Origin of the sequence: Glaciihabitans tibetensis (assembly GCF_003003265.1) — a bacterium.
GTDB classification, from domain to species: domain Bacteria; phylum Actinomycetota; class Actinomycetes; order Actinomycetales; family Microbacteriaceae; genus Glaciihabitans; species Glaciihabitans tibetensis.
Genome location: NZ_PVTL01000009.1, coordinates 33,061 through 55,054 on the forward strand (window position 1 = coordinate 33,061; position 21,994 = coordinate 55,054).

The following is a 21,994-nucleotide window of genomic DNA, read 5'->3' on the forward strand; positions in this document are numbered from 1 at the left end:
AAGGGGACCTCGATCAGGAGGAGATCGCGACGCGGAAGTTCTTCCAGGTGGCGTCGACGCCCTGCCCGTGGAGCGAGCCGGTGCCGGAGCCGACGGGGATGATGGTGAACACGCCCAGTCCGATGTGGATTTCGGCGGGCAGGTCGGTGAGGCCGTGCGCTTCGTGGAGGATGCGTCCGTCGATCGTCCACGTCACGGATCCGGCGGCGCGGTCGATGACGACCTCGCACTCGCGGTATGCGGATGCGGGGATGCTGTCGCCACGCGCGGCGAAGAGCGCGTCGTCGATTACCCGGGTGAAGGGGTGGTCGACACCGGGGTAGGCGAGAGCCTCGTGCTGTGCAAGGAATCGCTGGCCGGTGGAGAAGATGTTGAATACCGCGCCGGTGCTGATGTCGAGCACGTTGAACGACGCCACGCCGTAGCGGTAGTCGCCGCCGTCGCCGTCGCCGGCGTCGTCGACGTGCATGTCGACGGCGAATCTGCCCACGCCGTCGGAGGGGATCGCGAACGCCCGGGTGGAGAGGATGACGTGCTTGGAGTTGTCGATGGCCTGGTTGGAGTCGGACGCGTTGGCGAGCTCGGGGATGCGCAGGGTTACCGCTCCGGCCTCGACGGTTGTCGTGGCTCCCGCCTCGACGAGCGGGCCGGTGCCGATGTTGAGCGGCTCCCAGAGGCTGGCGTCGAGGTCGGGTCCGACCATGGGGTCGTAGATGGTGTGGGTGCTTGTGGGGCTGTGATCTGTCATGTCTGCAAGCCTCGGTCTTCCCCGCAGGAGTGACAATGGGCCGGGTCGTGGTGGGACTGCTGGTCCCTGTCTCCCGTTCAGGGCCGGAGGTAGAGTCGAATGAATGCGGAACGAATTCTCTCAAACGCTCCGGGCCTGGCGGGAACGGCTCACACCCGAGAACGCCGGTCTGGCGAGAACGAGCACCAGAACACCCGGTCTCCGGCGGGAGGAGGTCGCGGTCACCGCCGGAGTTTCGGTGAACTATCTCACCCGACTCGAGCAGGGCCGGGCGGTCACGCCCTCCCCGTCGGTCGTTGCAGCTCTCGCACGGGCGCTGCACCTGGACGCCGCCGAGACCGCACACTTGCACCAGCTCGCCGGGAACGCCGCTCCCCTGCCGTTAGCAGCGTCCCGCCAACTGACGCCGGCCGTGCAACGCATCCTCGACCGACTCGATGACGTTCCTGTCATCGTTGTGGACGCGACGTGGACGATTCTCGCCGCCAACGAGATGGCCGAGGCGTTTTTCAGCGCCGAGCTCGTCGGAGAGAACGCCGTACGCCGTCAGTTCCTTGGCCCTTTCTGGGCCGAGCGCGAGCAAGCCGACGAGGAGCGGTACGAACGCGATCTCGTCGGGGATCTCCACGCGACCCTCGCCCGGCATCCGTCTGACGAGTCCCTCACCGCCCTTATTTCCGAACTGCGCGCCCGGTCCGAGAGGTTCGCGTCCCTCTGGGCGGAACGTCCCGCCGGCTTCGCTCCCACCACCCGAAAGACGTTCCACCATCCCACCGCAGGGAGGATTACCGTCGACTGCGACGTCCTCGAGACACCTGGCAGCGACGTGCGCCTCGTCATCTGGACCGCTGCGTCCGATACCTCTGACGCTGACGCACTCAAGACCCTCGCGGCGCACTAGCGCATCGTGCCATTCTTGCACCGATGCCTAATTTGTCGCCGTAGGCGACGACTACCTTTGATCGGCATGCCCGGAATTGACGAGAGGTTCCGTCACTACCCCCAGCTCTACAGCTTCACCGACGCGCAAGCCATTGCCGCGATCGAGCGCATCACCCGAGGCAACTTGCGCCTCCTCGAACGACTTTCCCCCAGATCAACCGGGTACTGAAGATAAACCAGCTCGACACCATTACCGACGACGTCATCGAAGCCGCCGCTAGCATGCTCGTCATCGGCAACTAGCGACACGGCCTCATGGAGAACCGGCGGTCGCAGGTCATAGTCGTTTCCACGCGCGCGGTCGGCGCAGTGAGCGCGTTGTGCGTCGTCGTCGGGGCGTCCCGGCCGGCATCCGCCACCGGCCCTTACCGGCCTCTCAGCCGTCCGCCTTTACACTCGGGTGTGCAGAATCGTCCGAACCTCCCCCATGGACAGGCCCCGCGAGTGCCCGGGGCGGGCGGCCCTGGCGGCAAAGGCAGCAACGGGACGGGCAGCAACACCGGGTGGCCGTTCGATGGCAGCGGCAACAGCAACGGCTACAACGGCAACGCGTACCCGGGCGAACCGGCGCCGCTCCCCCCGCAGCCCGCAGCGCGCCCGCCCAAGCGCCGCAAACATCGCGCGCGCCGGTTCCTCGCCACCATCGCCGTGCTACTCGTCGTTGTGGTCGCCGCCACCGCGGGTTACGCGGTCTATAGCTACCAGCGCTTTGTGTCGGGCGTCACCCATGTCGAGGCGATCGCGGCATCCGCCTTCGCTGATATCGACGGCGACGACCAGAACATCCTCCTCGTCGGGGATGACCACCGTCCGGCCGACTCCACCCCGCAGGAGCTCGCCCAAATGGGCACCGGGCTCGACGGCGGAAGCACCAGCACCGACACGATGATGGTGCTGCACCTGCCCGCCGATGGCAGCGCGGCGACGCTCGTCTCGCTGCCGCGCGACTCCTGGGTCGACATCGACGGCTACGGCACCAACAAGCTGAACGCGGCGTTCGCGTTCGGCAGCTCCGAAGGCGATGCCGCGACCGGGGCCCAGCTGCTGATTTCGACCGTACAGAACGTCACCGGGCTGCGCATCGACCATTACGTGCGGGTGTCGATGCTCGGTTTTTACAACCTGGTCGACGCGCTTGGCCCGGTCGATGTCTGCCTGAACAACGCGGTGGATGACCCGTACTCGACCCTCAGCCTGCCCGCCGGGGTATCGACCCTGAACGCCCAGCAGGCGCTCGCGTTCGTGCGTCAACGCCACGGTCTGCCGAACGGTGACCTCGACCGCCAGGTGCGCCAGCAGTACTTCCTCTCGGTCGAGGCGCGCACGATTGCCTCGCCGGCCACCCTGCTCAACCCGGGCAGGCTTACCAACGTGCTCGACGCGGCCAGCTCCGCGATCGAGACGGACCCCGACCTGAACTTCATCGACATCGGCCTCAAGCTGCAGCGGGTGGGCGCCGACGATCTCGCCTCGGCCACCGTGCCGATCGCGGGCACTCCCCTGATCTGGTCGGGCGGCAACCAGGTGTCCATCGTCGAGCTCGACACCGCCACCATGCCGTCCTTCATCGCCGCGATCGTCGGGCAGAGCGACGACTACACAGCGTCGACAGCGTCCATGCCGGCGGATGTCGCGGTGTCCGTGCTCAACGGCAGCGGGGTCAGCGGCGCCGCAGCAGAGACCACAGAAACACTCGCTGGAATGGGCTTTGTCACGGGCGCCGCGGCATCCACCGACGACCGCACGGTCTCAACCATCGAGTACCCGCCGGGCATGGAAAGCGCCGCGAAAGCAGTGGCCGCCGCGCTCCCCGGAGCTACCGTGAGCGCCTCCGCGTTCGTCGACGGCGTGACCGTCGTCATCGGCGCGAATGGACTGGAGGTACCGATCGAGGCACCCGCCGCGGGGTCGGGCACCACGGCGAGCGGGGACGATGCGGTTGTCGTTCCGGAGGCGGAACCCGAATCCGGCACGGACGAGGGCGCGGGAACCACGAGCTACGCGGCGGGCGCCTGCATCAATTAGGGCACGGTGGACGTCGGGTGCGTCAGCCGTGCCGTGGCGTCACTACAGAGACCACAACGGTTTTTTCGACACCATCGTTGTATACGCGGTGCGGGGTGTTCGACCTCAGGTGCAGGCTGTCACCGGCCCACAGCCGGTATTCGGTGCCCGCAATTTCGTAGACGAGTTCGCCACTCAGAACGTACACAAACTCTTCACCCTCGTGACCGATGCCCGGCTCCTTTGTGCCACCCGGCTCGACATAGATGAGCATCGGCTCGAGGACAAGGCCGGGCGAGCGCGAGGACAACAGCTCGTAATAGCGCCCACCGGAGACCACGCGCCGCGAGGGGTCCGCCGCTCGGGTCAGCGTGAACACTAGGGCGTCGTCGGCCAGTGCCGCGTCGGCATCCGTCGGTCCAAAAAAATCCGTCATCGGGCGTTCGAGCGCAGCCGCGACCGACCGCAGGCTCGACAGGGCCAGGGAACTCAATCCGCGCTCCACCTGGGAGAGAAACCCGACGGACAGGCCGGAGCGCTCCGCCAGTTTTCGCAGCGACAGACGCTCGGCTGTGCGTATTGCGCGAATGCGGGGGCCCACCGCGTCGACGTCCGAACTCGGGTCCGACCCCGGTTCCGGCACAGCGATCGGTGGTGTTACGGAATCATCCAAGCTGCCTCCTCTGATCGTCTCAGCGTGTCGACACGATGCTTAAGGAGTCGACAAGACCGCGCTGCGTTGTCCTCAGGCTAGGGGGAGGGCAGCCCCGAGTCCACGACCCCGGGCGCCCCAATCCGAGATTACGTCAGCTCGTCGGCTCTTTCGTCGGCAGGCGCCTTCTGCCACGGCCAGCGTCCGGTGATCTCCAGCTCGAGCGAGAAGCTCAGGAACGTCCGAATCAACACGATGGCGGCCAGAACCGCGACACTCTCCAGCGTCGGGGTGATCGCCACGGTTCGGATGATGTCGGCGGCGACAAGCAACTCGAGCCCGAGCAAGATGGACCGGCCGAGGTACCGCCGGTAGGCGCGGTAGACGCCCGCACGCCGCCGCAGGAGATCCCGCGCGGCGATGACGGTGGCGATGACGGCACCGATCACCATCGCTGCCACCCCGGCAGCGTCGATCACCTCGCCCACGGTTTCGATGGTCTCCTGAAACTCCATACCTCCGTTCTTACTCGCACTGTGCGCCCGGGCGGAAGGCCACGGACGGTGGCGGCTGCGCTAAACGCCGGGGCGGCGAAGAACGAGGACGGTGATGTCGTCGTCCGTGACGTCGGTGGTGATGACCGCGCGGATGCGGTCGATGACATCGGCGGCGTCCGCGGAGGAAGAAACAATCTCAGCGACGTTCCTGAGGGACTCGATCGTGCCGTCGTAGAGGTCGAGGATGCCGTCGCTGCAGCTGATCAGTATGTCGCCGGGGGCCAGGTACAGCTGCGCAACGGTCCACCGCCCATCGACCGAGATTCCGATCGGGGGGTCTGATGATGACAGGCGATTCCAGGACCCGTCGGCCTTGACGTGCAGGCTGAGGCCATGCCCCGCGTCGATGTAGCGAACGATCCCGGTGCGCTCGTCGAGTCGAGCGTGGAACATCGTTGTGAACGTTGAGGTGTCAGCGAGGTCAGACGCGAGAGTCTCAGAAGCGCGATCCAGAGCGATGGCAAGGTCATTGTGGTTGCGCGCACTACGCACAACAGCGCGTACCGTCGCGGCGATGATTCCCGCTCCGACACCCTTGCCCATCACGTCTCCCAGGGTGAAAGCGGTGCCGTCACTTGCCTTGTACCAATCGAAAAAGTCACCACTGATGGCTCTGGAGGGAAGGCACACGCCGGCGATGTCGTATCCCGTCGCACCAATGCCCCCCGTGGGCAGGAGCGCCTGTTGAACCACGGAAGCCTGTTCGAGTTCGACGCGAACAACCCGCTCCCTGGCCTGGATGTCGCTGATGTGGTTCCGGGCGAGACGGGCGAGATCGTTAACCGCGGCAGCGGCGAAGGTGAACGCGCAAGCGGAGTACAAACCACGCGCGAGCTCGTTTGGGTTGTCCTCAAGTGTCGACCCGAGCAGGAAGGGAACAAGCAGGCCGCCGCACACGCCCACGAACGCATAAACGACGTTGCGGCCGCCGGGCGATGCCGCGATCCATACCGCCGGCAAAATCGCCAAAGAAGAAAAAATCGATGCACTCTCCCCCGTCGCGAACCGCAGGACTCCGACGACGAGGAAGTCGATCGCCGGAACCACGAAGACCAAACTCCCGGCTGGATTCACCCGCGGCAGAACAGCAGCGAAGCCGGTCGCTCCGGCCAGCAGTACCACGGCCCCGACCAGAGCGGGCACGCTGGTGATCGCGAGTGTGGGCGTGATGACGGACATTACGACTGCCACAGCAAACAGCAGCACGAGGGGGATTTGCTTTGTCAGCGGCGAAGCCCCGTCCAGCACGACGGCTGAAATCGACAGCGACTGGATGACAGGGCGCTTGCCAGTGCGTGACACCAACCTGGTCACAGGCTCAGCAACGCGCGACGCTTGTTGAGCGTCCAGATGTTGCTACCTCCTGCTCGGCGGTAGTCAAAGTCGTCAACGAGAGCTTGAATGAACGCAAGGCCGCGGCCGGACTCGGCAAACTCATCCGGCATCTCTCGCGGACTCAAGTCGATGCGCGGCGGCGACGCAGTATCCACGAGAACCGCTTTCATAGTGCTCTCATCAACCGCGAGATCGAGTGTGCAGTTGATTGTTGTTTGGGAGTCGCCGTGTTCGATGACGTTAGAAACCAGCTCGATGAGCGCCGTCTCGAACATCATGCGGTCCATCGCGTCAACGTCAGCATCCTGCGCCCAGAGCGACGCGAGGGCGACATGCACAACATCCACTTCGTCGGGCGGCGTGTGGAAGACAATCGTGCGCTCAGACATCGAGCGCGTCCTCCGCGGTCTCGAAGGTTGCGAGCACACGATCAAGGTTCGATAGTTTCAACACCATGAGCACCTGCGCGCCGGGCGCCGCGATGCGGAGATCGCCGCCACCCTGACGAGCCGCCTTCAAACACCCGACAAGAGCACCCAGTCCTGACGAGTCCATAAAGTCGACACCGGCCAGGTCGACGACAATTCTCTGTCGCCCCTCACCGATCAATTTCAGAACGATCTCGCGCAAGGCTGGAGCTGACACCATGTTCAGCTTGCCGACCGCCCGCACCACCGCGTCATCAGCTCCGACATTTTCACTCGTGAACACACTGCACCCTTCGTTCCAACTGAGTCCCTACAGCATGGTGTATTTGTGCGGTAGGACGCTACACCGCGCTGCATCTTTCGCCCTCCATGCCTCATTGCACCCGTGCTACCCGAAGAGGTCGAGCACCACGGCGGCATCCCGCGCAAGAAGAAATCCGACGATGCCCACGATCCATGCCGTGTTCTCGGCCGAATTCTTCTGCATCCAGGCCGACGCCCGGCCCAGTATCGGTTCGACGGTCGTGGACGCCACCGCCCGAAGCGCCGTCAGCAGCAGCGCCGGAAGGATCATCACAAGACAGTATCCGGCGAGCACCCAGAGCCACGTTCCGGCTGCGAGTTCGGCGCGCGTGATCAGGCCGATCGCCCCGAGGTAGGGCAGCATCGTCGCGAGCTCAACCAGTCCGGCGGCGAGCGCGAGCGCGATTACGAGTCCAGCGCCGCCCCGACCGCTGAGTGCGCGTTCGCGCAACCGGCCCAGCCTGCTGACTTCGCCCACCCGCGCACTACTCGCACCAGCGACATCCCGCTTACGTCCGATCCAGAATGCGGCAGCGAGCAGGCCCACTCCGAGCACCAGCTGCACCATGTAGGCCGGGCGGGAACTGAGCATCTCGCCGAATTCCGCGAGCGCGTTCTGGGCGCCCCAGGTGAGCGCGATTCCCGCCACAAAGTAGAACAGCGAGATGGTCGCGAGGTACAGCCCGATTCGCGCGACGGGCACCCGGCCCGGAACCCGGAGGAACAGCAGCGGAATCAGCAAGGTGCCCAGGCTGAGGCTATCGACCAGCGCCAGCAGAACCAACGCGCCACCCAATTCGATTGTCATGCCCCTACCGTCGCGCCCCGAGCCCAAGACCACATCGCTCAGATGGATGACGCCGTGCCGTCGATCTCCATCGTTCGACCGACATCGGGGCGAACAAAGTGTGGTGGGCTAGCGGGATGGAGCCCAAACCGAAAGTCGTCGCCACCGACCGGTGGACGGCCGTGAGCCTTCTTGCGCTCGGCATCGCGGCAGGGGTACTTGGCCTGAACGGCCTCTGGAGTTCGTTTAGCTCGATCGCCCCCGACGAGACCGCCCTGCTTTGGCACACCGGCGTGCTGCTTCCCGCATGCGCCCTCTTGCTAGCCAAGCGCCGGTACCCGTTGGTGGTGCTGGTCGGGAGCACCACCCTCTTTTTGCTCGACCTCCTGTTGCTCGGCGGAAGCATCGGCATGCTGCTGGTGTTCATCGAAGCGCTCTATTCGGCGGCCCTGCTGTCGACCGCTCGGGCAAACCGTGTGCTGCTGCGACTGATCGTTGGTGGCACGGCGGTCGCACTGGCAGCGATCTGGATCGGAACCACCAGCCTCTCACTCGCTGTTTTTGTTGTTCTGCAGCTGTTCGCTGTCATCGGTACGCCGTACTGGGCTGCGACCGCGGTACGCCACAAGAGCGAGCTGGCCGATCTCGCCGAACAGCGCACCGCGGATGTGCTGCGTTTTGCCGCGCTTCGCGAGGCTCAGCTGGTTAGGGAGGAGCGCGGGCGGATGGCGCGCGACCTGCACGACGTGATCGCCGGGGATCTGTCTGCGATCGCTATCCACGCGGAGGCGGCGCTTAGCCGGGACGACGATCCGGCGCGTTCCCGTGACGCCCTGGCGCAGATCCGTGTGGCGAGTATGCGCGGGCTGGAGGAGATGCGCTCGATGATTGTGTTGTTGCGCAGCGGCCAAGAATCGCCGGTGACGGTTGGCAGCCTCGGGCGGGCCGCTGACCTCGTGGCGAATGTGCGCAAGGTGGGCCTGGATGTGCGGTTCGACGAGGCTGCACTGGACATACTGCCGGCGCTCTCTCCTCTTACTGATCTCGCCGCGTCGCGGATACTTCAGGAGGCACTCACCAATGCCACAAAGCACGCACCGGACGGAACAACCCGGGTCAGCATCGCCGCGGACGACTCGGTCCTTGTGCTCGAGGTGCAGTCGATCGGTGCGGGTGTGCCGGCACCGACCACTAAAGGTGCCCACCCCAGCGAGCACGCCGGCACCGGCAGTGGCGCCGTCGTCGGCAGTGGCCTCGGCCTGCTCACCATGACCGAACGGGCCGACGCGGTCGGCGGATCCCTCGACGCCGGATGGTCGAACCGGAGCACCGGCGAGTGGACCGTTCGCGCCGAGCTGCCCCTGGGAGCACCCGCATGAAAGACCCGATCGAGACCGCGGCAACACCATCCACACCCGAGACCGCCCTGACCGAGCACGACTCGGCCGCGCTCGAAGGTGAGTCCCCGCCGATCCGGGTACTGATCGCCGACGACCACGCCGCCATCCGGGCAGGCTTCCGGCTGATGCTCGACGGTGACGGAATAGAGGTCGTGGGTGAGGCAGCCGACGGAGCGACGGCCGTGCGCAACGCACGCCTCCTGCGGCCGGACGTTGTGCTGATGGACATCCGCATGCCGGGCATGGACGGCATCGAAGCGACGCGGGCGATCACGCAGCAGCGGTCCGCCGAGGTGCTGGTGCTCACCACATTTGATCTCGACGACTATGTTCGCGGCGCTCTGCTGGCCGGCGCAGTGGGGTTTCTGCTGAAGTCAACAACGGCCAGCGCTTTGGTGGATGCCGTGCGGCGGGTGGCCGCGGGCGACGGAGTGCTCGCTCCCGAAGTCACACGGACCCTCATTCGTGCGTTTGCGGAGGGTGCTGGTTCTGAAACGGCGAATCTGCGACATCCACCATCGAAAGCCTTGGACGATCTCACCGCCCGCGAACGCGAGGTGCTTGCGTGCCTCGGTCAGGGCGAGTCGAACCTCGGACTTGCGCGGGCGCTGGGAATCTCTGAGTCGACGGCGAAGACCCACGTATCGCGACTGCTGGCGAAGCTCGGCGTGACCTCGCGGATGCAGGCTGCAGTGATCGCGCGGGAGGCTGGGTTGGATCGGGGACTGCCGGAGACACAGGTTCCTTAGGAGCACAACGGTCGTCCCCCTACGCTGTGACCCATGGTGGGGTGCTGGTGGTGCAGGGTGGGTGTCGGTACTCGACGCGGTGCCGGTTGCTATGGACTGGAGTGGCCGAGTCAGCCGAGCGGGCGGTCGTCGATCAGCTCGGCGGCGGCCTGCAGCGCGGAGCGGAATGCCAACACCGCCGGGTAGCGTGTGCCCGAGCTGCGCACAGAAGTGAAGATCGTGCGGCGGGGCGTGTCCGGAAGCCCCACGAGGCGGCAGGTGGTCTCGCCGCCGGCCCAGACGAGGTCGGGCATGAGGCCCACCGCGTTGCCGGAGGCGATCAGGCGGATCTGTGCCTGCAGGTCCGCGGTCTCGTAGCGCACGTCGGGCTCGAACCCGGCGCGACGGCAGAGCTGTTCGGCAAAGTGGCGGGAGGCGGCGCCGTGCGGTTCCATCACCCAGGGCAACGCACGCGCGTCGGCGATGGTCGCAACCGGAGCGAGCTCCAGATCGCGCGGGGGCAGCGCGAGGCGGATCGCGTCGGTCGTGAGGTCGACCTTGTCGAGGCCGGGATGATGCGGGGCGGCGTGAGCGGGATATTGCTCGGCCACCACCATGTCGAAATCCCGCGCCCAGGTTTCGTGCAGCGCCGACTCGGGCTCGTGCTGCACCATCTCGATGCGCACGTCCGGGTAGTCCCGCCGCATCGCGGTGAGCGCGGCCGGCATCAGGGCGAGGGCGGCGGACTGGAACACCGCGACCCGCACGGTTCCGACGACGGTGGTGAGCGACGCCGTGAGGTCGGCTTCGGCGCGCTCGAGGATCTCGAGCAGCGCACCGGTATGGCCGACCAAAATCTCGGCCTGCGGGGTCAGCTGCACCCGGCGTCCGACCTTGCGCAGCAGCTCGACCCCGGTCTCCTGCTCGAGCAGGGTCAACTGCTGCGACACCGAGGACGGGCTGAAGTTCAGTGCGGTTGCCACCTCGGCAAGGGTGCCGCGGATCTGCACCTCGCGCAGCAGCCGCAAGCGCCGAACATCGAGCATCGGGTCTCCTTTCGCAAGCTGCGTTGTGGGGCACTCGTGCCCGAGCCGTATTCGTCACTAATTCCGATGAATATCGTTCTAGTTCAATCGCTTTATCTAATCAGACATTGCTTCCATACTGGGCTTCAGCCGCGCGCACCCGCCCGGCCGCACAACCCGGGCCGCACCGCGAATGGCCGCACGGTGAAAGTCCCTGCCGTCTTCGCGCCCGCGCCCGCCGCACCAGAACGTCGAGGGCCTCATGAACTCCAACGCCCCATCCACCACCGGAACCCCGCGGGAGAGCGCGGCCAGCACCCGCGATCTCGCTAACGACGCGATCGTGCTCGTGCGGCGCTGGCTGGCCGAGGCATCCACCATTGCCTCCGACGCCTCGGCCCAGCAGCTCGCCGGCGTGCTCAAGGACCCGAACGGCCTCGACTTCACCGTTGGGTTCGTCGACGGGGTGGTGCGCCCAGAAGACCTCGGTGTTGCGGCCCGCAACCTCGCGATCCTCGCGCCGAAGGTTCCCGCCTTCCTCCCGTGGTACATGAAGGCGGCCGTGCGCTGCGGCGGGGTCGCCGCCCCGCTGCTGCCGGCCGTTGTGGTTCCGATCGCCCGCAGTGTGCTGCGCCGCATGGTCGGACACCTCGTGGTGGATGCCACGGACTCCAGGCTCGGACCCGCCATCGCCCGCATGCGCACCGAAGGAATCCGCCTCAACGTGAACCTGCTGGGCGAAGCCGTGCTGGGCGAGAAGGAGGCAGCTCGGCGCCTGGCCGGAACCCACGCGCTGCTCGCCCGCGACGACGTCGACTACGTGTCGATCAAGGTGTCGTCGACCGTCAGCCCGCACGCGGCATGGGCGTTCGACGAGGCGGTGGACCACGTGGTGACGAGCCTGACGCCGCTGTTCGCCCGCGCCGCGGCATCCCCCGTTCCCAAATTCATCAACCTCGACATGGAGGAATACAAAGACCTCGAGCTGACCATCGCGGTCTTCACGCGCATCCTTGACGCTCCCGAGTTCGTGAACCTCGAGGCCGGGATCGTGCTGCAGGCCTACCTGCCCGACGCGCTGTCGGCGATGGTGCGGCTGCAACAGTGGTCCGCGGCCCGCCGAGCCCGCGGTGGCGCCGGCATCAAGGTGCGCCTGGTGAAAGGCGCGAACCTGCCGATGGAGCAGGTCGAGGCCTCGCTGCACGACTGGCCGCTGGCGACCTGGTCGACCAAGCAGGACACCGACACGAACTACAAGCGCGTCGTGAACTACGCGCTGCACCCCGACCGCATCGAGAACGTGCGAGTCGGCGTTGCCGGGCACAACCTCTTCGACGTTGCCTACGCGTGGCTGCTCGCCGGTCGCCGTGGGGTGCAGCACGGCCTCGAGTTCGAGATGCTGCTGGGCATGGCGCAGGGCCAGGCCGAGGCCGTGCGCCGGGACGTCGGCGAGCTGCTGCTCTACACCCCGGTCGTGCACCCGCAGGAGTTCGACGTCGCCATCGCCTACCTGATCCGCCGGTTGGAGGAGGGCGCGAGCCAGGACAACTTCATGTCGGCCGTGTTCGAACTCAGCTCGAACGAGTCGCTGTTCGAGCGGGAGAAGCACCGCTTCCTGGCCTCGCTCGATGCCCTCGATGACGCGATCCCCGGCCCGAATCGCACGCAGGACCGTCGTGCCACCGACGCGATCGACGCGGGTGAGGCGCTCGATGCGGGTGCGGCGCTCGATGCTGATGCGGCGCTCGATGCTGATGCCGCGCTCGGTGCTGATGCCGCGCTTTCGTTTAATGCGGGTGCGGCGGATGTCGGGGGCCGCGGCTTCACGAACACGCCAGACACCGACCCCGCACTTCCCGCCAACCGCGAGTGGGCCCGCGGCATCCTGGCGCGCGTTCCCGGCTCCGACCTCGGACGCGCGGCGATCAGCGCGGCGACGGTAGAAACGGAAGTGCAGCTGAACGCGGTGGTCGAGTCCGCGGTTTCTGCTAGCGGTGCCTGGGGTGCGCTGAGCGGTGCCGCGCGCGCCGACATCCTGCACCGCGCCGGCGACCTGCTCGAAACTCACCGCGCCCGCCTGATGGAGGTGATGGCGTCGGAGACCGGCAAGACCCTCGACCAGTCCGACCCGGAGGTGTCTGAGGCGATCGACTTCGCGCACTACTACGCCGAGCGCGCCCGTGATCTGGATGCCATCGACGGCGCCAGCTTCGTTCCGGCGCGGCTGACCGTGGTCACTCCCCCGTGGAACTTTCCCGTGGCCATCCCCGCGGGATCCACCCTCGCCGCACTCGCTGCCGGATCCGCGGTGGTGATCAAGCCCGCACCGCAGGCGGAACGCTGCGGCGCGGTGATGGTCGAGGCGCTCTGGGAGGCCGGGGTTCCGCGCGAGGTGCTGAAGCTCGTGCAGGTGGGAGAGAACACCCTCGGCGCACAGCTGATCGCGCACCCCGCGGTCGACCGCGTCATTCTCACGGGCGGTTTCGAGACGGCCGAGCTATTCCGCTCTTTCCGTCCCGACCTGCCGCTGCTCGCGGAGACCTCCGGAAAAAACGCGATCATCGTCACCCCCAGCGCCGACCTCGACCTCGCGGTCAAAGACGTGGTGCACTCCGCGTTCGGCCACGCCGGGCAGAAGTGCTCGGCAGCATCGCTGGTGATCCTGGTCGGATCGGTCGCAACCTCGCGCCGCTTCCACAACCAGCTCGTCGACGCGGTCAGCTCGCTCAAAGTTGGCTACGCCGCCGAGGCGACCACCCAGATGGGGCCCATCATCGAGCCCGCCACCGGCAAACTGCTCTCCGGGCTGACCGAGCTGGGCGCCGGCGAGAGCTGGCTGGTCGCGCCGAAGCAGCTGGATGACACCGGAACACTGTGGAGCCCGGGCGTGCGCACGGGAGTCGCCCGCGGCTCGCACTTTCACCTCACTGAGTTCTTCGGCCCGATCCTCGGGGTGATGACCGCCCGCACCCTGGAGGAGGCCATCGCGATCCAGAACCAGGTCGACTACGGCCTCACCACGGGGCTGCACTCGCTGAACCCGGCGGAGATCGCACTGTGGCTCGAGACCATCCAGGCCGGAAACCTCTACGTCAACCGCGGCACCACGGGCGCGATCGTGCAGCGCCAACCGTTCGGCGGCTGGAAGCGCTCGGCCGTGGGCGCGGGCACAAAGGCCGGCGGCCCGAATTACCTCGTCGGGCTGGGGTCCTGGGTTTCTGCGCCGAGCAACTCCACGACTGAGGCCACAAACCCGACTGTGCGGGCGCTATTGGACGCTGCGGGATCTGCGGGATCTGCGGGATCTGCGGGCTCCAGATCCGCGGGCGCAGGTTCGGCGGGCGCAGGTTCGGCGGGCGCAGGTTCGGCCAGATCCGCGGGCGCAGGTTCTCCGACCGCCGTTTCTCCAACTGCCGGTTCTCCAACCGCCGTTCCTGCACGGCTGAGCGCCGCCGACCTCGCGTTCCTCCGGCGCTCCGCACGCAGCGATGCCGCCGCGTGGGCGGTCGAGTTCGGCATCGCAAAAGATGTTTCTGGGCTGACAGCCGAGCGCAACGTGTTCCGCTATGTGCCGGAATCGGTGCACGTGCGTGTGCCCGGCGCCGCGACATCCGCCACCACCTTGCACGGAGCACCGCTCGCTCGCCTCGTGCGCACCCTCATCGCCGCGGCAACGGCCAGAGCTCACGTGCAGGTATCGACCGCGGTTCCGGTTGCTCCGGCCCTGATCGAGGCCACGCGCGGCACCGCCACCTTCACGGTGGAGAGCAACGAGCAGTGGCTGGTCTCGGCGGGGCAGCTGCACGACACCCGGGTTCGCCTGCTCGACGGGGATGCCGTATCGGTCGCGACCGCCACCTCCTCGGCGAGCGCCGCGGCCGCTGCACTCACCTTCGCCACCGGCGGCCGACCGGACATCGCGGTCTACTGCAACCCGGTCACCGAGTCCGGACGCGTCGACATGCTGCCGTTCCTCAAGGAGCAGGCGATCAGCATCACGGCGCACCGCTTTGGCACGCCGAACGGCCTGTCGGACGGACTGCTGTAGCTCAGGCCCACCGGATCCCACGAGGTGACACCATTGGTCGTAGCGGTTGAAGTTGCAGCGACCAAACTCGCCACTTCGCGACCTGCCGTCGACATAACGCGACACCTCGACCAGACCCCGTCGACATAACGCGACACCTCAAAGTTCGGGTACCAACGAAACATGACACCTCGAAATCTGGGCCGCGACAAATCCTGACACCTGGGGGATGTCTCGCGGCAACGTTCCGCGAGCGGCGACAAATCGTGGCACCTCGGCATCTGGGCTGCCGCAGAAAGTGACCAGTCACCCACCCCAGTCACCCACCCCAGTCGACTCGCCACCCCGACCAGTCACCCCCGTTGACTCACCAGCTCAGCTGGTCAACCAGTCCCGCGGCCTGACGCCCCTGCCGCAGTCCCGCCCGCGCCGAGGCCGCCCGCGTGGTGGTGCTAAGCGGGTTGCGACCGAACGCGCGCACGGACTCGGCGTCGGCATAGACGAGGTGACTGCGGCCATGCTCGAACACGTCGAGTTCGCCCTGCGAGACGCTGCCGATTCCGGGTCCCCCTTCGCGCATGGGCACCAGGATCAGCACGGGATCACACCCGGCCGCGAGGTCGGCGTTCGCGATCGACCGCATCCCGCCGTCCATGTACCGGCGCCCGTCGATCGTGACCGGCGGAAAGATACCCGGAACCGCGCAACTCGCCGCAACGGCGGAGGCCAGGTCGACCCCAGCGTCCCGGTCGAACACCCGAAACTCGCCGGACTCGACGTCGACCGCGGTGATGAGCAGGCGGCGCTCCGGCCAGTCGCGCCCGGGCAACCGTCGGCCGATGCTGGCGATCCACGCGTCTTCTGGGCCCGTGGCTGCTTTCGCCGCGAACGCCCCAATCCTCCTGCGCGCCTCCTCCGGGGACTTTGCGCCGATACGCGACGACACCATCGCGGTCGCGACCTTCGCGATACCCCAGAACGATCGTTGTTGGCCCGGGCTGGCGGATGTCTCGCTGTCCAGCTCCGGCTGCAGCAACTGTTCGGCGGCGATACCACTGGCGAGCATCGTGGCGACGACCGATCCGGCGGAGGTGCCCACGTACGTGGTGTCGGGGTCGCGAATCCTATCCATGACCTCGGGACTGCTCGTCTCCAGCCCCGCGAGGTATCCGAGCTCCCACGCAATCCCGACGCTGCCGCCTCCGGCCAGTACGAGCGCTCCGCGTGCCACGGCAATCCCTTCATCCCCCGCCCGGCGGACCGATGAGAGATGCTCGCCGACCTGCTTCTGCGGTATCAGCAGCCTAGACGAGGGTTCGTGGCGCTATCTCAGCATCGATCTCCACTCGATCTCCGCTTGTGCGCCGAGTCAATACACTGAAGGCTGTCGAAACGTGGTGCCCCACCACGCACCGCGCTTCACCGCACCACTTTCACCGCAGGAGACCCCGTGACGCAACCAGATCAGCACGCCACCGATCGCCCCTCACCCCGCCCCGGAACCCGCTACTGGATCGCGCTTGCGCTGATCGGCATCATCGGCGGGCTGCTGTCCGGCATGTTCGGCATCGGCGGCGGCATCATCATGGTCCCGCTGCTCATCTCCCTCGCGGGTATGGACCAGCGGCACGCGTCGGCCACCTCGCTCGTCGCGATCATCCCGACGGCGATCGTCGGTTCGATCACCTACCTCGTCAACGGGCAGATCGACCTGCTGGCCGGCCTGATCATCGCCGTCGGCGCGGTCGTCGGCGCGATCATCGGCAGCGCTCTGCTCAAACGCATTCCCCTGGTCTGGCTGCGCTGGATGTTCATCGTGCTGATCCTCGCGGTCGCGGCGCGGATGCTGCTGATCGTTCCCGTGCGCGGCGAGCAGCTGGAACTCGACGCGCTGCTCGGCCTCGGCTACCTCGCGCTCGGGCTCGTGATGGGTATCGCCTCCGGACTGTTCGGCATCGGCGGCGGCATCATCGCGGTGCCCTCGCTCATCGCGATCTTCGGAATGAGCGACCTCATCGCGAAGGGCACCTCGCTGCTGGTCATGATTCCCACCGGGATCACCGGCACCATCAACAACGTACGCAACGGGCTCGTCGACGTGCGCGCGGGACTCGTGGTGGGCATCGCGGCAACAATCGCGGCCGTCCCTGGCGTGGCCCTCGCGCTGCTGCTGACCCCGCGGCTGTCCGCGATCCTGTTTGCGGCGCTCCTGCTCGTGGCCGCGATCCAGCTGACGATCAAAGCGATCCGGGCCCAGCGCAAGGCCAAGTAGGCCCGGGCCCAGCGCACCGCCACGTGGCCCCAAGCGCAGCGCAAGGCTTACAACGCCGTGAGGTGGATGTCGCGCTACGCGGCCTGGTACAGCTCGAGCGGCTGACCATCGGGGTCGAAGAAGAACGCCATCCGCCGCCCGGTATGCGGGTCGACGCGCAGTTCCTCACAGCGAACGCCGGCAGCGGCGAGCTCGGCGAGCGCCGCCTCCACGTCATCCACCTCGAACGCGAGGTGGCGCAGCCCGGTCTGCTCCGGACCGCTGCCGCGCTCCGGCGGTGACGGAAACGAGAACAGCTCCAGCAGGTAGGTGCCGTTCAACGCCAGGTCGCCCATCCACGAGTCGCGCTCGGCCCGGTACACCTCGGACAGCAGCTCGAACCCGAGCACCTCCGTGTAGAACTTCTTCGACAGCTCGTAGTCGGTCGCGATGATGGCTATGTGATGCACCCGGTTGATTCGCACCACGCCAGATTAGTCGCTGCGTCGAGTGGCAGCAGCCTCGGCCGGGTCCGACACCGTCCCGCCTCAGCGCTCGTGGCTACCCAAATCTATGCGTTCCGCGATGTCGGAAACCTCGTCGAGGCGCCCGGAAGCCACGCCGATAATGAATTGGTAGGCCTCATCATTGGACCAGGTCAACCTGCGCCCGTTGATACCAAGGAAGGCGATCAGCGCGGCAAGACTCAGCCGTTTGTTGCCGTCGATCAGGCCATAATTTCGGGCCAGGGAGTGCGTCAACGCGGCGGCCTTCGCGTTCAGATCCCCGTACGCATCCACCCCAAACGCGCTCGCGCGAGGACGGGCCAGCGCCGACTCGAGCAGCCCCTGGTCTCGAACAGGCACGTCTCCCCCGAGCGCTCTCTGCCCGACGTAGAGGAGATCCGAATAGGTGAGATAGATCACTTTCCGAGACGTTCGAGTGCCTCGGCGTAGCGCGGGAGTTCCTCGTCGAGCACAATCCTCAGCAGATCCTGGCGACTGTGATTCTCGACGTATTCACGTACCGCCTGTTTCGCGACGTCCTGCATCGATCGTTTCTCATAGTCGGCACGGCGACGCAGCGCGTCTGCTTCGGCATCTGTCAAGCGAAGGGTCATCGGCATACGCAGATGGTATCACCAGTGACACCGCGTGCCGGGATCCTCACGGCCGCATACCTCGTGAGGAGTCTCAGAAATTCAGGCGGAGCCGATACCCGCTTTTCCTCGCCCGTACGCGAGGATATAGCTCCGGTCGTGGCACGGAGAGCGGACACCCGCTCAAGGAGTCCCCCGATCGCGTGGGAGTAGCTATGACTCCGGGTCGCGTGCGTCCCAGCCCGGGACGTTGACCTGGATTGCGTCGGGGCCAACGAAATTGCGCAGCGTCTCTTGGAGTGCAGCGACGGCGTCCACGCCTGCCTGCTCCTCCCATTGCTCACGGAGTCTTTCAAAAACGGCCTCGCCCTCACGAAGCATTGTCTTTCCATGCTCGGTGACACTCAACCGAATGCGACGCTTGTCAGTCGGATCGGGTTCCCGGGCAACGTAGCCCCGATCCTCCAGCAGGCTGATCGTATTCGCGGCGGCCTGCTTGGTGATGGACATCGCTCGCCCCAGCTCTGAGGCGCTATCCGCGCCGGACAGGATGGAATGCAATGCGAAGTCATGCACCGGCCGGACGTCGTCGTACCCGAGCTTCGAGAGCTCGACCGAGCCCTGGTCCGCCATCTTTCGGAAGCCGGCGAGGAGTAAGAGCGCGAGGTCAGCACCTGATCGAGACATGGGTTTAGCTTACGACTCGACTTGACATAGACAACTGCCTTGTCTATCTTTAAAAGACAGGCCACTTGTCTATTGGAGTTCAATGTTATGACGATCGTCAGTCCCGCCGGTGCAACCATCCCGGAGGTCACACACCATGTTGTCGACCTGAACGGCACCCCGATTCACTACGTCTCAGCGGGTAGCAAGGGTTCGCCGATCGTGCTCGTTCACGGATGGCCAGAGACCTGGTGGGCCTTCCACAAGCTCATTCCGCGACTCGCACAGACCCACCGGGTTTATGCCCTCGACCTGCGAGGGTTCGGAGACTCCGGCAACGAAAACACTGGATGGGAGGAGCAAGTCGCTGCCGACGACCTGCACTGTCTCGTCGAGCACCTGGACCTTGGCTCCGTGCACGTCCTTGTCCAGGACATCAGCGGAGGCGTCGGATTCCGCTTCGCCGCGACGCACCCCGGAGATGTGCTCAGCTTCACAGCGATCGAATCAGCCCTGGCAGGGTTTGGCCTGGAAATGCTCGCGGACGTCAACGGTTTCGGATCCTGGCATGTCGGCTTCCTGGGTACTCCGGGCATACCGTCACTGATGCTCCCGGGGCGCGAACGCACACTGATCGCCGAGTGGGCCTACCCGATGATGAACGGCACCGAGGGCGCTATCAGCGAGGCCGATCTCGAAGAGTTCATCCGCTCCTACTCTCGCGCTGGCGGATGGCGAGGCACCGAGAGCCTCTACCGGGCTATTTTCACCGACAAAGGCGCCACCAAGACGTTGGCTGAAGCGCATCCGATCGAGGTACCAGTGCTCACGGTCGATGGGGCAAACCACCCCTTCACAGCGACCTCATTCCAGCAGGTCAGTTCAGGTGAGTTCAGCTCAGTGCACATCGAGGGAATCGGCCACCTAGTCGCTCAGGAAGCTCCCGAGCAGCTTGCCGCCGCGGTCCTTGAATTCGTCGCGGGCGTCGACCGCGACTGAGGCAGCTCAGCAGCAGTCTCGGGCCATGGCGGCGAGGTGACCCGCCGCCATGGTTCTCCCAAGCGACCTTCCCGCGGTTCAGAAACGATGGTTTGCGAGCCCCGGACACGGGTCGCGCCACCGGCCACCCGCTCGGGTTAGTTGCCGCGCCGGCGTTCTGCGCGCAGCACCACATCGTGCAGTGTGACCGTCTCCTCCTGCGCGGTCACCGTGCGGGCGCGCGATTCCGCCGCGGCGATGTGCCACAGCGTCGGGTCGAGTGTCGCGGCCAGCTCGTCCGCTGAATAGAACATTCCCGGGATGTTCCAGCGGTGGGCAACATCGAGGTCGACCATGTCGTGCCCCACGATGAGGAGGGTTCCGCCGTCCGCGACCGCCGCGGCCAGGTCGCGAAAGAGCACCTCGCGCTGCGTCTGTGGCAGGTGCATAAACTGCGCGGACACCAGGTCGAAACGGGCGGGCGGCGGCGTCCAGGCGGTGAGGTCGTGGTGTTCCCACGTGATCTGATCGGCGGCCACCCCGCGCGCAGACGCCCGATCGGCGGCCCGCGCCAGCGCCACCGGCGAGATATCCACCGCGGTCACCTGCCAGCCGCGCTCCGCCAGCCAGATCGCATCCGCGCCCTCACCCGAGCCGATGTCGAGCGCCGACCGCGGTGCGGACCCAGACCCAGCAGACAAGGTGGATGCCTCGGCCACAAGCACGGGGTTCGGGTTGCCACTCCAAATCGACTCGGACTCGGCATAACGAGCATCCCAGAACGCCTGGTCATACTCGGTGGGTGCATCGCCCTCGCCCGCGTTTTCGTGGGCGCCGTGCTCGTCGGCGCCGTGCTCGTCGGCGCCGTGCTGGTGCGCGGCAGCCGCCGGTGTTCCGTGCTGGTGCGCGGCAGGCGCTGGCGTGCGGTGCTGGCGTGCGCTGCGAACCGGCGCGATCCCGTGTTGGGAAGAACCGGCGAGCCGCTGGTGGTTCGCGCGCTCCCCCTCGGCCGAGAATGGCGGTTCCGCGCGAGCCCGGCGCTGGTCAACCGCGAGGGCGACCTCCGCCGTGATCAGGTCGGCGTTGATCGCGGTTCCCGCGCGCAATCCGGCCGCGGCGGCGACAACCACCTGGGCCATCAGGTCGGTCACGTTTCCGGCAGACCACACTCCGGCGATGCCGGTGGCTCCGGTGACCGGATCGGATTCGAGGAGAGTACCCACCCCCATCGGGTGCTCCGTCACCGGGGCACCGAGCCCGGCAAGAAAGTCGGTGCGCGCGCTCAGCCGCGTGCCCGTCACGAGGGCGTCGAGCGCAATCGTCGTGCCGTCCTCGAGCACGACTCCGCGCAGTGCGTCGTCCGTGACCGTCACCGACGCCACGGTGCCATCAACGACGGACACCCCGCGGGCGGCAAGCTGTTCCCACTCGAGCTCGCCCGGATCGGCGGAGTTGTGGAGCAGAAGCGTCACCCGGGAGCTCCACTGCCCCCACATCAGAGCCTGGTGAACGGCCATCGGGCCGGTCGCGATGATGCCGATCGCCCTGTCCTGAACTTCCCAGCCGTGGCAATACGGGCAGTGCAGCACGTCTTTACCCCACCGCTCGCGCAGGCCCTCCACCTCGGGCAGCTCGTCCACCAAACCGGTGGCCACGAGCAACCGGCGGCCGCGCACGACCGAGCCGTCGGCAAGAGTTACGGCGAATCCGTCGCCGATCCGCTCTACCGCAACCGCGGTGCCCTCGACGATCACTGCGCCGTACGACTCGGCTTCGGCACGGCCAAGGCGCACCAGCTCGAGAGGTGAGAGGCCGTCTCTGGTGAGGAATCCGTGCACCCCGGCGGCCGGCGCATTACGCGGCGCGCCGGCATCCACCACAACCACCGAACGGCGTGCACGACCCAGCGTCACCGCGGCACTCAGCCCCGCGACACCCCCGCCAACAACCACCACGTCGTATCCGTTTGTTTCGTTCATCATCGTTTTTGCCTCCTCATCCATGCTCCCCTGAGCGGAGCCAAACTGACAAGCTTCGTTGCCGAAACAGCAACGAGAAGGTGGC

At 66.6% G+C, this 21,994-nt stretch carries 21 protein-coding genes and 1 pseudogene; 8 read left to right on the forward strand and 14 right to left on the reverse strand.

Translation table 11 applies throughout. The features are described 5' to 3' along the window. Positions 1–13: 13 nt before the first annotated feature. On the reverse strand, positions 14–748 hold the full coding sequence (locus B0I08_RS15165; protein ID WP_106214353.1) for a DUF6081 family protein: 735 nt from the start codon (positions 746–748) through the stop codon (positions 14–16). A gap of 103 nt (positions 749–851) precedes the next feature. Here B0I08_RS15165 and B0I08_RS15170 point away from each other — a divergent pair, with 103 nt between their 5' ends. The 3 genes and pseudogenes from B0I08_RS15170 (at position 852) to B0I08_RS15180 (ending at position 3,715) form a co-directional block, all read left to right on the forward strand. After that, positions 852–1,649 carry a helix-turn-helix transcriptional regulator gene (locus B0I08_RS15170; RefSeq protein ID WP_106214355.1) on the forward strand — a complete coding sequence of 266 codons (798 nt, stop codon included), beginning with the start codon at positions 852–854 and terminating at the stop codon, positions 1,647–1,649. A gap of 51 nt (positions 1,650–1,700) precedes the next feature. Next, positions 1,701–1,933: pseudogene (locus B0I08_RS15175) on the forward strand (AAA family ATPase); the annotation flags it as partial. A 159-nt stretch (positions 1,934–2,092) separates the two neighbouring features. Continuing rightward, positions 2,093–3,715, forward strand: a complete 1,623-nt coding sequence (locus tag B0I08_RS15180; protein ID WP_245884843.1) for an LCP family protein — start codon at positions 2,093–2,095, stop codon at positions 3,713–3,715. Positions 3,716–3,737: 22 nt separating this feature from the next. On the opposite strand, the gene B0I08_RS15185 is transcribed toward B0I08_RS15180, so the two are convergent. From B0I08_RS15185 to B0I08_RS15210, 6 genes are all read right to left on the reverse strand, one after another. After that, the gene (locus B0I08_RS15185) at positions 3,738–4,367 is read right to left on the reverse strand and encodes a cupin domain-containing protein (RefSeq protein ID WP_106214359.1); all 630 of its coding nucleotides are present in this window, start codon (positions 4,365–4,367) and stop codon (positions 3,738–3,740) included. Positions 4,368–4,495: 128 nt separating this feature from the next. After that, positions 4,496–4,861 carry a DUF1622 domain-containing protein gene (locus B0I08_RS15190; protein WP_106214361.1) on the reverse strand — a complete coding sequence of 122 codons (366 nt, stop codon included), beginning with the start codon at positions 4,859–4,861 and terminating at the stop codon, positions 4,496–4,498. A gap of 60 nt (positions 4,862–4,921) precedes the next feature. Further along, positions 4,922–6,205 (reverse strand): PP2C family protein-serine/threonine phosphatase, encoded by a 1,284-nt coding sequence (locus B0I08_RS15195; protein ID WP_146134445.1) that lies wholly within the window; start codon positions 6,203–6,205, stop codon positions 4,922–4,924. 8 nt (positions 6,206–6,213) lie between these two features. Beyond that, the gene (locus B0I08_RS15200; RefSeq protein WP_106214365.1) at positions 6,214–6,627 is read right to left on the reverse strand and encodes an ATP-binding protein; all 414 of its coding nucleotides are present in this window, start codon (positions 6,625–6,627) and stop codon (positions 6,214–6,216) included. Beyond that, positions 6,620–6,949, reverse strand: a complete 330-nt coding sequence (locus B0I08_RS15205; protein ID WP_245884844.1) for an STAS domain-containing protein — start codon at positions 6,947–6,949, stop codon at positions 6,620–6,622. The genes B0I08_RS15200 and B0I08_RS15205 overlap by 8 nt, the downstream gene beginning before the upstream one ends. A gap of 105 nt (positions 6,950–7,054) precedes the next feature. Continuing rightward, a complete protein-coding gene (locus B0I08_RS15210) occupies positions 7,055–7,777 on the reverse strand; it encodes a GAP family protein (RefSeq protein WP_106214367.1) in 723 nt (240 codons plus the stop codon). Between the two features lie 116 nt (positions 7,778–7,893). On the opposite strand from B0I08_RS15210, the gene B0I08_RS15215 reads away from it, so the two are divergent. Together B0I08_RS15215 and B0I08_RS15220 are read left to right on the forward strand one after the other, a co-directional pair. Next, positions 7,894–9,135 (forward strand): sensor histidine kinase, encoded by a 1,242-nt coding sequence (locus B0I08_RS15215; RefSeq protein WP_106214369.1) that lies wholly within the window; start codon positions 7,894–7,896, stop codon positions 9,133–9,135. A 146-nt stretch (positions 9,136–9,281) separates the two neighbouring features. Next, the gene (locus B0I08_RS15220) at positions 9,282–9,905 is read left to right on the forward strand and encodes a response regulator (protein ID WP_245884852.1); all 624 of its coding nucleotides are present in this window, start codon (positions 9,282–9,284) and stop codon (positions 9,903–9,905) included. Between the two features lie 110 nt (positions 9,906–10,015). Here B0I08_RS15220 and B0I08_RS15225 read toward each other — a convergent pair whose 3' ends face one another. Further along, entirely contained in the window at positions 10,016–10,930 is a 915-nt protein-coding gene (locus tag B0I08_RS15225) for a LysR family transcriptional regulator (protein ID WP_106214373.1), read from the reverse strand. 241 nt (positions 10,931–11,171) lie between these two features. Here B0I08_RS15225 and B0I08_RS15230 point away from each other — a divergent pair, with 241 nt between their 5' ends. Continuing rightward, entirely contained in the window at positions 11,172–14,957 is a 3,786-nt protein-coding gene (locus B0I08_RS15230; RefSeq protein WP_245884845.1) for a bifunctional proline dehydrogenase/L-glutamate gamma-semialdehyde dehydrogenase, read from the forward strand. A 346-nt stretch (positions 14,958–15,303) separates the two neighbouring features. Here the strand turns inward: B0I08_RS15230 and B0I08_RS15235 are convergent, their stop codons facing one another. After that, positions 15,304–16,167 (reverse strand): patatin-like phospholipase family protein, encoded by an 864-nt coding sequence (locus tag B0I08_RS15235; RefSeq protein WP_181243437.1) that lies wholly within the window; start codon positions 16,165–16,167, stop codon positions 15,304–15,306. Positions 16,168–16,386: 219 nt separating this feature from the next. Between B0I08_RS15235 and B0I08_RS15240 the strand changes: the two genes are divergently transcribed. Beyond that, positions 16,387–17,208 (forward strand): sulfite exporter TauE/SafE family protein, encoded by an 822-nt coding sequence (locus B0I08_RS15240; protein ID WP_106214377.1) that lies wholly within the window; start codon positions 16,387–16,389, stop codon positions 17,206–17,208. 74 nt (positions 17,209–17,282) lie between these two features. Here the strand turns inward: B0I08_RS15240 and B0I08_RS15245 are convergent, their stop codons facing one another. From B0I08_RS15245 to B0I08_RS15260, 4 genes are all read right to left on the reverse strand, one after another. After that, positions 17,283–17,672: a VOC family protein gene (locus tag B0I08_RS15245; RefSeq protein WP_219905684.1), complete on the reverse strand. Its 390-nt coding sequence runs from the start codon at positions 17,670–17,672 to the stop codon at positions 17,283–17,285. 63 nt (positions 17,673–17,735) lie between these two features. Beyond that, the gene (locus B0I08_RS15250) at positions 17,736–18,113 is read right to left on the reverse strand and encodes a type II toxin-antitoxin system death-on-curing family toxin (protein WP_106214381.1); all 378 of its coding nucleotides are present in this window, start codon (positions 18,111–18,113) and stop codon (positions 17,736–17,738) included. Continuing rightward, a complete protein-coding gene (locus tag B0I08_RS15255; RefSeq protein ID WP_181243438.1) occupies positions 18,110–18,313 on the reverse strand; it encodes a ribbon-helix-helix domain-containing protein in 204 nt (67 codons plus the stop codon). Before B0I08_RS15255 ends, B0I08_RS15250 begins: the two co-directional genes overlap by 4 nt. A gap of 186 nt (positions 18,314–18,499) precedes the next feature. Further along, positions 18,500–18,973, reverse strand: a complete 474-nt coding sequence (locus tag B0I08_RS15260) for a MarR family winged helix-turn-helix transcriptional regulator (protein WP_106214383.1) — start codon at positions 18,971–18,973, stop codon at positions 18,500–18,502. Between the two features lie 87 nt (positions 18,974–19,060). On the opposite strand from B0I08_RS15260, the gene B0I08_RS15265 reads away from it, so the two are divergent. Beyond that, complete coding sequence (locus tag B0I08_RS15265) at positions 19,061–19,951, forward strand: alpha/beta fold hydrolase (RefSeq protein ID WP_106214384.1); 891 nt, start codon at positions 19,061–19,063, stop codon at positions 19,949–19,951. Positions 19,952–20,088: 137 nt separating this feature from the next. Here B0I08_RS15265 and B0I08_RS18245 read toward each other — a convergent pair whose 3' ends face one another. Then, positions 20,089–21,912, reverse strand: a complete 1,824-nt coding sequence (locus B0I08_RS18245; RefSeq protein ID WP_342748187.1) for a methyltransferase domain-containing protein — start codon at positions 21,910–21,912, stop codon at positions 20,089–20,091. Between the last annotated feature and the right edge of the window lie 82 nt (positions 21,913–21,994).